The 12791-nt window shown below is 74.9% G+C and carries 4 protein-coding genes and 2 pseudogenes; 2 read left to right on the forward strand and 4 right to left on the reverse strand.

What is annotated here, in order from left to right; genetic code table 11:
- Window positions 1-255 (forward strand): hypothetical protein (locus IG86_RS45690; RefSeq protein WP_338116746.1); only part of this gene is annotated, 255 nt, incomplete at its 5' end.
- Window positions 256-390: 135 nt separating this feature from the next.
- On the opposite strand, the pseudogene IG86_RS45695 reads toward IG86_RS45690, so the two are convergent.
- From IG86_RS45695 to IG86_RS0115010, 4 genes and pseudogenes are all read right to left on the reverse strand, one after another.
- Window positions 391-948, reverse strand: a pseudogene (locus IG86_RS45695) (ketoacyl-synthetase C-terminal extension domain-containing protein); the annotation flags it as partial.
- Between the two features lie 61 nt (window positions 949-1009).
- A pseudogene (locus IG86_RS44345) lies at window positions 1010-9010 on the reverse strand (SDR family NAD(P)-dependent oxidoreductase); the annotation flags it as partial.
- A 126-nt stretch (window positions 9011-9136) separates the two neighbouring features.
- Window positions 9137-10327: a cytochrome P450 gene (locus tag IG86_RS0115005; protein WP_030824004.1), complete on the reverse strand. Its 1191-nt coding sequence runs from the start codon at window positions 10325-10327 to the stop codon at window positions 9137-9139.
- Between the two features lie 27 nt (window positions 10328-10354).
- Complete coding sequence (locus IG86_RS0115010; protein WP_030824007.1) at window positions 10355-11518, reverse strand: pyridoxal phosphate-dependent aminotransferase; 1164 nt, start codon at window positions 11516-11518, stop codon at window positions 10355-10357.
- 417 nt (window positions 11519-11935) lie between these two features.
- Here IG86_RS0115010 and IG86_RS0115015 point away from each other — a divergent pair, with 417 nt between their 5' ends.
- Window positions 11936-12727 (forward strand): LmbU family transcriptional regulator, encoded by a 792-nt coding sequence (locus tag IG86_RS0115015; RefSeq protein ID WP_173429210.1) that lies wholly within the window; start codon window positions 11936-11938, stop codon window positions 12725-12727.
- Window positions 12728-12791 lie beyond the last annotated feature (64 nt).

Consider the following 12791-nt stretch of genomic DNA (forward strand, 5'->3'; position numbering starts at 1 on the left):
GCAGACCTCGTCGAGGGTCCGGGCGTAGACGGGGTGGGTCTCGTACAGCTCACGGCCCATGCCGGGCCGCTGACTGCCCTGCCCCGTGAACAGGAAGGCGGTCTTGCCGCCGCGCTGTCCCGCCGGCGGTCCCGCGATGACGTCGGCGGACTCCTCCCCGGAGGCCAGCGCGGCGAGCGCCCGCAGCCGGCCCTCACCGTCGTCCGCGACGACGGCCGCGCAGTGGGCGAGGAGCGCCGGTGCGCCGGCCAGTGACCGGCCGATGTCCGCCGGTGCGATCCGCGACGGCGCAGTTCCGGCCGGCTCCGACTGCGCCGTGCGCTCGGAGACGAAGGCCAGCAGCCGGTCCGCCTGGGCCCGCAGGGCCGACTCCGTGTGACCCGACAGCAGCCAGGGCGCCATCGGCACCACCTCGGGGGCCGGGGCGGCGGGCTCCGGCTCGGTGGCGGGGGCCTGTTCGAGGACGACGTGGGCGTTGGTACCGCTGATGCCGAAGGAGGACACACCCGCCCGGCGCGGCCGGCCGGTCTCGGGCCACGGGGTCGTCTCCGTGAGGAGGGACACCGCCCCCCTGCTCCAGTCCACGTGCGAGGTCGGCCGGTCGACGTGGAGGGTTTGCGGGAGGATGCCGTGGCGCATGGCCATGACCATTTTGATGACGCCGCCGACGCCTGCGGCGGCTTGGGAGTGGCCGATGTTGGACTTGAGGGAGCCCAGCAGCAACGGTCGGTCGGTGTCGCGGTCTTGGCCGTAGGTGGCGAGGATGGCCTGGGCTTCGATGGGGTCGCCGAGGGTGGTGCCGGTGCCGTGGGCTTCGACGGCGTCGACGTCGGTGGTGGTGAGGCCGGAGGCGGCGAGGGCTTCGCGGATGACGCGTTCCTGGGAGGGTCCGTTGGGGGCGGTGAGGCCGTTGCTGGCGCCGTCCTGGTTGACGGCCGACCCGCGGATCGGCCAGGTGCAGGGCGACGAGGGAGGAGGAACAGGCCGTGTCGACGGTGATGGCCGGACCCTGGAGGCCCAGCGCGTACGAGACCCGGCCGGACGCCACGCTGAGCGTGTTGCCGGTCGTACGGTAGGCCTCCACGGCCTCCGGAGCGTTGCGCAGGTGGGAGGCGTACTCGCTGTACATCGCACCGCTGAAGACACCGGTCCGGGTGCCGCGCAGGGTGGCGGGCGCGATGCCCGCGCTCTCCACCGCCTCCCAGCTGGTCTCCAGCAGCAGGCGCTGCTGAGGGTCCATCGCGGCGGCCTCGCGCGGGCTGATCCCGAAGAACTCGGCGTCGAACCGGTCCGCGTCGTGGAGGAAACCGCCGTTGCGGGCGTACGAATGCCCCGCGCGGTCGGGGTCCCCGTCGAAGAGCCGGTCCAGGGACCAGCCGCGGTTCGTGGGGAAGGGGCCGATGGCGTCGGTGCCGTCGGCGACGAGCCGCCACAGGTCCTCGGGTGAGCGGGTGTCGCCCGGGTAGCGGCAGGCCATGCCGACGATGGCCAGCTCGCCCGCCAGGAACTCGGCCAGCGCCGTGGGGGTGGGGTGGTCGAAGACGGCGGTCGCCGGCAGCGTGATCCCCGTGACCGCGACGACCCGGCGCCGCAGCTCCAGCCCGGTCAGCGAGTCCATGCCGAGGGTCTTGAACGCCGTGTCCTCGTCGACGGATTCCGGGCCCGCGAGGCCGAGCACCGCGGCGACCGTGGTCCGCACGAGCTCGCCGACGGTACGCAGCCGGTCGGCGGCCGGGAGCGCGGCGGTGCGCTCGGCCCAGGAGCCACCGCCGGCACCGGAAGAGCCCGCGGCCGCGGCGGCGCGGCGGCGCGGGGCGCGGACCAGGGTGCGCAGCAGGGCCGGCGCCGACCGGTCGGGGGAGCGCAGGGTCGGCAGGTCCAGGTCGGCCGCGGCGAGCAGCGGCTCCGGCGAGGTGAGGGCCGCGTCGAAGATCTCCATGCCGCGCTCGGCGGAGATCGGCAGCACGCCCTTGCGGGCCCACCGCTTGACGTCCAGCTCGCTCAGCCCGCTGGTCATGGCACTGGCCGTGTCCCAGAGCCCCCACGCCACGCTCGTGGCGGCCAGTCCATGGTGGTGGCGGTGGTGGGCGAGGGCGTCGAGGTAGGTGTTGGCGGCGGCGTAGTTGGCCTGGCCGGGGTTGCCAATGAGGCCGGCGATGGAGGAGAAGAGGACGAAGTGGGTGAGGGGGAGGTGGGAAGTCAGCCGGTGGAGGTTCCAGGCGGCGTCGGCCTTGGGGCGGAGGACCTGGGTGACGTGCTGGGGGGTGAGGTTGTCGAGGGTGGCGTCGTCGAGGGCGCCGGCCGCGTGGACGACGGCGGTGAGGGGGTGCCGGGCGGGCACGGCGTCGAGGAGGTTCTGCAGGGACTGGCGGACGGCGGTGTCGCAGGCGGTGACGGTGACGTGGGCGCCGGCCGCCGTGAGTTCGTCGGCGAGTTCCCGGGCCCCGGGGGCGTCGGGTCCGCTGCGGCTGGTCAGGAGCAGGTGTCGGACGCCGTGGCGGGTGACGAGGTGGCGGAGGCGTGGGGTGTGGAGCCGGCCGTCGCGGAGGCTGTACTGGGTGTCGGGGTGGGTGGCCGCGGTGTGGGCCGCGGCGGCCAGCTGCCCGGTGTCGGCGGCGTCGATGTCGAGGTGGGTGAGCCGGCCGGGGTATTCGTTCTGCGCGGTGCGGACGAGGCCGGTCAGGGCCGCGGCGGGCAGGTCGCGGATGTCCTGGTTGGTGCTGATGGCCGTGGCACGGCGGGTGAGCAGGACGATGCGGGTGGAGTCGAGAGCGGTGTCGGTGAGGAGTTCCCGGAGGGTGGCGAGGGTGTTCTGAACCGCCTCGTGCACGTCCGCGTACTCGTCCGACAGGGCTATGAAGGAAGGCAGTTGGGCGCCGTCGCCGAGAGCCGTCCGTAGTTCCGCCACGTCGGCGTACGTGTCGCCCGAGACGGCCGGGGCCAGCCCGTGCGGGTCGGATCCGAGCACGGCCCACAGCCCCGCAGCGGTCTGCGCACCGCCCGGGGCTTCCGCGTCCGCCTGCGGCGCGGGCTGCCACACCAGCCGGTGCAGCCCGGAGGGCCGCCCCGCGCTCCGCGCGGCACGCAGGTCACCGGCCGGACGCAGCGTGATGGAGTCGACCGTGACGACGGGCCGGCCCTCGGGGTCGGTCGCCGTCAGCGAGGCCGTGTTGGCGTCGACCGGGACCACGTGCACGCGCAGCGCGGTCGCGCCCGAGGCGTGCAGGGTGACCCCGCTGAAGGAGAACGGGATGGTCAGCTCGGTGCCGTCACCGAGCAGCATCGCGTGCAGGGCAGCGTCGAGGAGCGCCGGGTGGATCGCGAAGGCCGAGGCGTCGGCGTGCTGTTCCGGTGTGAGGGAGACCTCCGCGAACCGCTCCCCGACCGCCGCCCCCGACGCCGGCGAGGCCCCCGCCCCCGACGAGGTCCCCGGCCCCGACAGCCAGGCCCGGCCCAGGCCCTGGAAGACCGGCCCGTACTCGTAACCGCGGTCGGCGAGCCGGTCGTAGACGTCGTCGAGCGGGACCGGCCGCGCGCCCTGCGGCGGCCAGGCCGGCGCGGCGGCGGGGACCGGGTGCTCGCCGGTGGCCAGTACGCCCGAGGCGTGCCGGGTCCATTCCGCGTCGGCCGCGCCCTCGGGGCGGGAGTGGACGGTGACGGACCGGGTGCCCGACTCCTCGGCCGGGCCGAGCGCGACCTGGAGGTGGACGCCGCCCTCCTCCGGGACGATCAGCGGCGCCTCCAGGACCAGCTCGCGGAGCCGGTCGTAGCCGAAGCGGTCACCCGCCGAGACCGCCATGTCGACGAGGGCGGTGCCGGGCAGCAGGACCGTGCCGACCACCGCGTGGTCCACGACCCACGGGTGCGTACGGCGGGAGACGCGGCCCGTGAACAGGACTCCCTCGCGGTCGGCGAGGCTGGTCACCGCGCCCAGCAGCGGGTGCTCCGCCGGGGTGAGGCCCAGGCCGGCCGGGTCCTCCGCCGTGACCGGGGTGTCGAGCCAGAACCGGGTCCGCTGGAAGGCGTACGTCGGGAGCTGGACGCGCCGGGCGCCCGTACCGGCGAACACGGCGGACCAGTCGACGCCGATGCCGTGGCAGTGGGCCTCGCCCAGTGCGAGCAGCAGCCGCCCGGCCTCGTCCTCGTCGCGGCGCAGGGTGCCCAGGGCGGTGCCCCGCACGCCCGCCTCGTCGAGAGCGGCCTGCACCCCGATGGTGAGCACCGGGTGCGGGCTGACCTCGATGAAAGTATGGTGCCCGGCGGCGAGGAGCTCCCCGACCGCCTGCTCGAACTGCACGGTCTCGCGCAGGTTCCGGTACCAGTACCCGGCGCCCATCACGCGCGCGTCCGGGAGCAGCGCCCCGGTCAGCGACGAGTACACCGGGACGTCGCCCGGTCCCGCCTCGATCCCGTCGAGGACCCGGGCCAGCTCGTCTTCGAGTGCTTCCACGTGGGCCGAGTGGGAGGCGTAGTCCACGTCGACGAGACGGGCCCTCGCCCCCTCCTCCTTGACCTGGGCGAGGAGCGCGCGCAAGGCCTCCGGATCGCCGGAGACCACGGTCTGGGCGGGGCCGTTGACCGCGGCGACGGAGATCCTGCCCTGCCAGGCGCCGATGCGCTCGCGCACCCACGTGGCCGGCCGGGCCACGGACATCATGCCGCCCCGGCCCGACAGCACGGTCAGCGCGCGGCTGCGCAGCGCCACGACCCGGGCGGCGTCCTCGACGCTCAGCACGCCGGCCACGCAGGCCGCCGCGATCTCGCCCTGCGAGTGGCCGATCACGGCGGCCGGTTCGACGCCCAGCGAGCGCCACACCGCGGCCAGGGACACCATCACCGACCACAGGACGGGCTGCACGACGTCGACGCGCTCGAAGCCCGGAGCCCCCTGCGCGCCCCGGACCACGTCCAGGAGCGACCAGTCCACGTGCGGCTCCAGGGCCGCGGCGCACTCGGCCATCCGGCCGGCGAACACGGGGGAGGACTCCAGCAGGCCGGCCGCCATGCCCACCCACTGCGCGCCCTGGCCGGGGAAGACGAACACGGGGCGGGCGGCGGGCCGGCTCTGCCCGGTGACGACGCCGCGGGCGGTGGCCCCGTCCACCAGGGCCAGCAGGCCCTGCTCCAGCTCCGCACGGTCGGCGGCGACGACAGCGGCACGCCGGTCGAAGTGGGCGCGGCCGACGGCGAGGGAGCGGCCGATGTCCGTGAGCCGGACGCCGGGGTGGTCGCGCAGGTGGTCCAGGAGCCGGCCGGCCTGCGCGCGCAGCGCCCGGTCGCTCTTCGCGGACACGAGGAAGGGGACGGGTCCGGTTTCGGCGGGCGCGGGCGCGGGCGCCTCGGCGGCGACCGGCTCCGCCGCCTGCTCCAGTACGAGGTGGGCGTTGGTGCCGCTGACGCCGAAGGAGGAGACCCCGGCCCGGCGCGGCCGCCCGGCCTCCGGCCACGGCGTGGCCTCGGTCAGCAGCGAGACCGCGCCGCTCGACCAGTCCACGTGCGAGGTCGGGGTGTCCACGTGCAGGGTGCGCGGCAGCAGGCCGTTGCGGATCGCCATGACCATCTTGATGACGCCGCCCGCGCCGGCGGCGGCCTGCGTGTGCCCGATGTTCGACTTCAGCGAGCCCAGGAACAGCGGCCGGCCGGCGTCGCGGTCCCGGCCGTACGTCGCCAGGATCGCCTGGGCCTCGATGGGGTCGCCGAGCCGGGTGCCCGTACCGTGCGCCTCGACGGCGTCGACGTCCGCGGCCGACAGGCCGGAGGCGGCGAGGGCCTCCAGGATGACGCGCTCCTGGGAGGGGCCGCTGGGGGCGCTCAGCCCGTTGCTGGCGCCGTCCTGGTTGACGGCCGACCCACGGATGACCGCGAGGACCTCGTGGCCGTTGCGCCGTGCGTCGGAGAGCCGCTCCAGGAGCAGCATGCCGACGCCCTCGCCCCAGCCCGTGCCGTCCGCCGCCTCCGCGAACGACTTGCAGCGGCCGTCCACCGACAGACCGCGCTGACGGCTGAACTCCACGAACATGCCGGGGCTCGCCATCACCGTCACGCCGCCGGCCAGGGCCAGTTCGCACTCCCCGGCCCGCAGCGCCTGCGCCGCCGTGTGCAGCGCCACCAGCGACGCCGAGCACGCCGTGTCGACGGTGACGGCCGGACCCTCCAGACCGAGGGTGTAGGAGGCGCGGCCGGAGACCACGCTCGTGTACGTGCCGGTCAGCAGGTAGCCGCCGACGCCCTCGCCCGCCTCGTGCAGGCGCGGCCCGTAGTCCTGGGCCATCGCGCCGACGTACACCCCGGTCCCGCTGCCGCGCAGCGAGGCCGGATCGATCCCGGCGCGCTCCACCGCCTCCCACACGGTTTCGAGGACCACGCGCTGCTGCGGGTCCATGGCGGCGGCCTCGCGCGGGCTGATCCCGAAGAACTCGGCGTCGAACCGGTCGACGTCGTGCAGGAACCCGCCCTGGCGGGTGTACGAGGTGCCCGCACGGTCGGGGTCCCCGTCGAAGAGGGTCTCCAGCGCCCAGCCGCGGTTGCCGGGGAATTCGGAGACGGCGTCGCGCTCCTCCACGAGCAGCCGCCAGAGGTCCTCCGGGGACTCCACCCCGCCGGGGAAGCGGCACGCCATGGACACGATCGCGATCGGCTCGTCGGAGCCGTGGTCCCGGCGCGCGGCGGCCCGGGAGACCGGCCGGTGCGCGGGCACCGCCCCGGAGAGCTCGGCGAGCCGCGCGACCAGCTTCTCGGGGGTGGGCCGGTCGAACAGGAGGGTGGTGGGCAGTTTCAGTCCGGTGGCGGCGACGAGCCGGTTGCGCAGTTCCACCGCGGTCGCGGAGTCGAAGCCGAGTTCCTGGAAGGTGCGGGCCGGGTCGACGTCCGCGCCGTTGCCGCGGCCGAGGACCAGGGCCACCTCGTTGCGCACCAGGTCCGTCAGGAACCGGGCCGTGCGCTCCGGGTCCCCGCCGCTCCGGAAGGGGGCGCGGGCATCGGGAGCGCGGAGGCCGAAGGGGTACGTGGGCAGGTCGACGACCGTGGCGTCCGCGGGGAAGGCGGGGCTCCAGTCCACGGGGGCGCCGTGCGCGTACGCCTCGGCCACGGAGGACAGGAAGCGGTGCGGTCCGTCCGCCCCGCGCCGCAGCGAACCGACCGCGACGGCGGTGGAGCCGGTGTCCTCCAGGGTCTGTTCGAGGGGCAGGGTCAGCACCGGGTGGGGGCTGATCTCGACGAAGAGGTCGTGGTCGGCGACGCACCGGACCGAGCTCTCGAACAGCACGGGCTCGCGCAGGCTGCGGAACCAGTACGAGGCGTCCAGCGAGCGGGTGTCCAGCAGTGCGCCCGTCAGGGCCGAGTGGAAGGGGACGGTGCCCTTGCGCGGCCGGATGGGCGCCAGCACGGTGAGCAGCTCTTCGTGGATCTCGTCGATGTGCGCGGAGTGCGCCGCGTAGTCGATGGCGACCCGTCTGACCCGTACGCCGTCGGCGGTGAGCTCCTCCTGGAGCCGCTCGACGGCGTCCAGGTCACCGGCGACCGCGATCGACCGCGGACCGTTGACGCCCGCGACGGACAGCCGCTCGCCGTACGGGGCGGTGCGCGAGCGCACCTCGTCGAGGGGCAGCAGGATCGAGAGCATGGAGCCCCTGCCCGCGAGCCGGGCCTGGGCCCTGCCGCAGAGCGCGCTGACCCGGGCACCGTCCTCCAGGCTCAGACCGCCCGCGACGACGGCGGCGGCCATCTCGCCGATGCTGTGGCCGACGACCGCGGCCGGCTCGACGCCGAAGGAGCGCCACAGGGCTGCGAGGCCGAGGGAGGTCGCGAAGAGTGCGGGCTGGACGACGTCGACGCGGTCCAGAGCGGGCGCGCCCGGCGCCCCGCGCAGCACGTCCTCCAGGGACCAGTCGACGTACGGGGCGAGCGCCTCGGCGGTGGCCCGGACACTGGCGAGGAAGACGTCGGAGCCGTCGAGCAGGTCGGCGGCCATGCCGGGCCACTGCGCGCCGTGGCCCGGGAAGACGAAGACGGTCCGGTCGCGCGGCGCGGCCGTGGCACTGACGCGTCCGGGGCCGCGGCGGCCCTCGGCGAGCGCGGCCAGCTCCTCGGCGAACTCGGCCCCGGTGGCGGCCAGCAGGACCGAACGGTGCGCGAACGCGGTGCGCGAGACGGCCAGGGAGTGCCCGACATCGGCGGCGCCGGGGTGTCCGCCGGCGCCGTCGGCGAGCTGCGCGAGGAGCTGCCCCGCCCGGGCGCGTTCGGCCGCCGCGGTGTGCCCGGAGACAACCCACGGCAGCACCCCGGCCCGGAAGGCGGCGGGCCGCCCGGTGGACCGTACCTGTGCACCGTCACGGGGCGTCCCGTCGACCTCCACGCCCCACACCACCCCGTCGAAGTCGACCGCCCGCACCACGCCGGGCCGCCCGGCCGCGGCGGAGCGCACCGCCCCGGCCAGCCGAACCCCGGCTCCGGCCCCGGCTTCGGACGCGGGCCGGGCCGCGTCCGGTTCGGGGGCCGGGCCCGTGGCTCCGAGCACGGCGAGGATCCTGTCGCCGTCCGCCTCGGCCCGGGCCAGGGGCTTGAGGACGACGACGGCCCCGTCCGTGGCGCCGGCGAGGGCGATCAGGCTCTCCCCGGCGCGCAGGCTCTCCGCCGCGAGGTGCACCGCCGCCAGGGCGGACGCCGCGTCCGCGCGTACGGTCCGGTGCGCACCGGTCAGGCCGAACACGGCCGCGACCTCCCCGGTGACGCCCTCGGCGTCCGCCCCGAGGAAGAGCCCCGTACCGGCGGAGCCGCGCAGCGAGGCCGGCAGGGTACCGGCCTGCTCCAGGGCCTCCCAGCACAGTTCCAGCAGGAGCCGCTGCCGCTCGTCCACCGACGCGGCCGCCTCCGGCCCGATGCCGAAGAACGCCGGGTCGAAGCCCTCGGCTCCGTCCCCTCCCGGGACGCGGCAGGACAGCCCGATGACGGCGACGGGCTCCCCGGCGGTCCCGGCGAACTCGGCATCGCGGCGGGTGGTCTCGACAGACATGCGGATCCTCACTCCAAGTCCAAAGGTGTTCCGGGGAGCAGCACTTCGAGGGGGACGCCCGGAACACCCCGGAGGCGACCCGCCTGTACGACCGGCCCGCGGCGCGCGCGGCGCGCGACGGCTCGGCTACCAGTCCACGAGCAGCCGGGCCAGCCCCCGGGTACCGAGGCCGTCCTTCCAGACCACGGCGTCGGGGCCCGCGGCCAGCCGCAGGGTGGGGAACCGCCGCATCAGACGCTCCAGCACGGTCTGCAGCTGGAGCCTGGCCAGCGGTGCGCCCAGACAGCGGTGCACCCCGTGGCCGAACGTCAGGTGTGCGGCGTCGTGCCCCTGCGGATCCAGCAGTCCGGGTTCGGCGAAGGTCTTGCCGTCCCGGTTCCCGTGCAGCAGGGAGACGATGACGCCCTCCCCGGCCTGGACGGTGACGCTGCCGAGCGGTACGGGCTCCACCGCGACCCGGGGGAAGCTGATCGGGGTGGAGGGGGTCAGCCGCAGCAGCTCCTCGACCGTGGGGGCCAGCCGGTCGGGCCGCCCGCACAGCTCCCGGTACGCGGCCGGATCGCGGAGCAGGGCGTGCGCCGACAGGCCGAGCTGCCCGACGACGGTCTCGTAGCCGGCCATCAGCAGGGTGAGCCCCATGGTGAGCAGCTCGCCCATGGACAGGTCGCCCTGCTCGTGCGCCGCGATCATGGAGGTGAGGAGGTCGTCCTCCGGCCGGCGGCGCTTGCGGTCGATCAGGTCGGCCATGTAGTCGATGAGTTCGAGGCGGCGCCGGGCCTTCTCCTGCGGGGTACTGGCCGAGATGTCGAACAGCACCTCGACCCAGTCGCGGAAGCGGGTGGAGTCCTCGGGGGGAACGCCGAGCAGCGAGCACAGGACGGCCAGCGGCAGCGGTGCGACGAGGGCCTCGATCAGGTCGGTGCCGGGCCCCGACGCGGCCAGGGCGTCGAGGTGGCGGTCGGCCAGCTCCTCGACGGCCGGGGCCATGGCGGCGGTGCGGCCGGTGGTGAACGCCCTGGTCACCACGCGCCGCAGCCTGGAGTGGTCCGCACCGTCCATGCTCATCATGGAATTCGGCACGGGCTGGGCGTCGTTGAGCTTGGGGGCCTGCGGCGTGACGGCCTCGGCGCGGCTGAACCGCCGGTCCGTCAGGACCCGGCGGGCCAGTGCGTAGTCGCACACCAGCCACATCTTGTCGCCGGCGGGCGTGAAGAACGGGACGACGTCGATGCCGTCCGGGACCTGGCCCTCCCCGGCCACGTACTGGCCGAGGAACTCCGGAAGCGGGCCCAGCGGGCCGGCGCTGCGGTGCTTCATGCCTTTCCTCCCCGTTGTGGTCGGCGATCAGGTGTTCAAGAGGCGGCGCTCGGCCTCGCGCAGGACCGAGACCTGCCGGTTGAACGCGATGCGCACGTAGCTCTCCCCGTCGGCCGGGTCGGCGAAGAAGGGCGTTCCGGGGACGACCAGCACCCCGGTCCGGTCCAGGAGTTCGCGGACGAAGCCGAGGCTGTCCGGCCGGCCGCCGGTGAGCGGGCCGATGTCGGCGAAGAGGAAGCAACCGCCCTCCGCCGGGGTGAACTTCATGCCCATGCGCGAGAAGACGTCCTGGGCGAGGTCGCGCCGCTGCGCCATCTGGGCCGCCGCGACGGTCGGGTCGACGCCGTGGGCGGTCCGTCCGGCGGCCACCTGGAGCGGGACAGCGGCGCCCAGCGTGGTGAGTTCGTGCACCTGGCGCAGCGCGCCCGTGCGCACCGGGTCGGACCGCAGGAAGCCCAGCCGCCATCCGCTGACGGCGTGGCTCTTGGACAGGGACCCGACGACGATGCTGCGCTCGGCCAGCCCGGGCACGTCGGCCACGGAGACGTGGGGACGGCCGTCGAAGGTGAAGGCGCGGTAGACCTCGTCGGAGATCACGGTGACGTCCCGGCGCTCGCACAACTCGGCGATCTCGCCCAGCTCCTGGCGGGTGAGGACGCGTCCGGTCGGGTTGCCGGGGGTGTTCAGGACGACGGCCCGGGTGCGGGGGGAGAAGGCGGCGGCCAGCTCGGCGGGGTCGAAGCGCCACTCCGGCGCGTGCAGCCGTACGTACCGGGGTACGGCCCCGGTCAGTTCGACGGCGGCGGTGAAGTGGTCGAAGCCGGGGTCGAAGAGGATGACCTCGTCGCCGGGATCGACGGTCGCCAGCAGCGCGACGAAGAGGGCCTCCGTCGCGCCCGCGGTGACGGTGACCTCGGTGTCCGGGTCGGTGGGGGTGCCGAGGGACTCCGCGATCCGCTGCCGCAGGGTCGCGTCCCCGTTGGGGTGCTCGTACTGGTTGTGGCCGGCCCGCACGGCACGGGCCGCCTCCTCGATCATGTCGGCGGAGGTCTCGGGGTGGCCGGGGGTGCCGACCGCCAGATCGACGGCGTCACGGGTCCGCGCCAGCATGAACACCTCGGTCAGGCCGCTGCCCTTGAGCCGGGCCGCACGCGACGAGACGGGCGACCTGTGGGCCCGGGAGTGCGTCATTTCCGATCCTCCTGCTCCTGCTGAATCGACTGAATTAGCTGAATAGGGAGGCGCAGTGCGGGCGCGGGAAAACGGCCATAGCCGTTCCGCTTTACCTCTGGTGCCTCGTGAAGAAAGCCGAGCCGGCGGCGATGTGAATTCTGCTGAGCCGCTGCGGAGAAACTCTGGCCGAGAATGAACATACCTCTCGCCCGGGAGGCGGAGAACAGAACGGCGACGACAGAGGGCGACGGCGTACGACGGCCGTTCGGTTGTTCGACGAGCCGGCCGGCCCGTCCCGTCGACGGGACGGCGCCGCCCCGAAGACGCCCCGAAGACGCCCCGAAGGCGCGTGCGCCCGGGCGACTTTGGCACGCCTTTAGCACGTGCTGCGAGCCTCCACACCTGTTCTGGGGGACCCCTTCACATGGAGGCACGATGGCGATTCAGGCCGGCGACATCGACGGATCGAGAACGGGGCAGATCCGTCCGGCCCCCGAGCCGGCGCCGAGGGCGCGCAGGGGCATGGGCGAGGACCCGCGGCGCGGCCAGGTGCTGACCACGAAGGTGGGCCTGCAGATGCCGGCCGGGATGTCCTTCGACGACTGGGAGAAGGCCGGGCGCCAGCTGTCCGGAATCGTGGATTCCTCATCCTGGTGGCTCGGCGACTGGCTCGTGTACGGCAAGGACCACTACACCGACCGCTACCAGCGCGGGATCCGGGCCGCGGGGCTCCAGTACCAGACCCTGCGCAACTACGCCTGGGTCTCCCGCCGCTTCGACTTCAGCCGGCGGCGGGGCTCCCTGAGCTTCCAGCACCACGCCGAGCTGGCGTCCCTGCCGCACGACGAGCAGGAGACCTGGCTCGACCGCGCCGAGCAGCGCAGATGGACCACCAAGCAGCTGCGCGGCGCCATCCGCGCCGCACGCGAGAGCCAGGACCGGGTCCGGGTCCCCGCGGAACCGACGCGGAGGCTCGAAGTGCCGGGCAGCCGTCTGCAGTGGTGGCACCGGGCGGCCGAGCAGGCGGGCGTGGACTTCGAGCGCTGGGTGCTCGTCACCTTGGACAGCGCGGCCAAGCAGGCCCTGGCCGAACTCGGCAGGCTGGACGCCGCGGACGGGCCGGCGGAGCTCACGGCGCCGACCGCACCCGGTGGGCCGCTGGAGATCGAGGGGCCGAAGCCGCCCGCGGAGCGGGGTGGGTCCGAAGGGCCGGCCTCCGGTGCCTGACGCACCGCGCGGCCGCCCGCGGCGCACGGGCCCGCACTCCGCGGGGGAGTGCGGGCCCCGCGGG

The sequence above is a fragment of the Streptomyces virginiae genome, assembly GCF_000720455.1.
In the GTDB taxonomy this organism is placed as follows: Bacteria; Actinomycetota; Actinomycetes; order Streptomycetales; family Streptomycetaceae; genus Streptomyces; species Streptomyces virginiae.

Bases quoted from the DNA above. Each gene is read 5' to 3' on its own strand.
- IG86_RS0115015 (WP_173429210.1), top strand. From the start codon at position 11,936: ATGGCGATTCAGGCCGGCGACATCGACGGATCGAGAACGGGGCAGATC.
- IG86_RS0115010 (WP_030824007.1), bottom strand. From the start codon at position 11,518: ATGACGCACTCCCGGGCCCACAGGTCGCCCGTCTCGTCGCGTGCGGCC.
- IG86_RS0115005 (WP_030824004.1), bottom strand. From the start codon at position 10,327: ATGAAGCACCGCAGCGCCGGCCCGCTGGGCCCGCTTCCGGAGTTCCTC.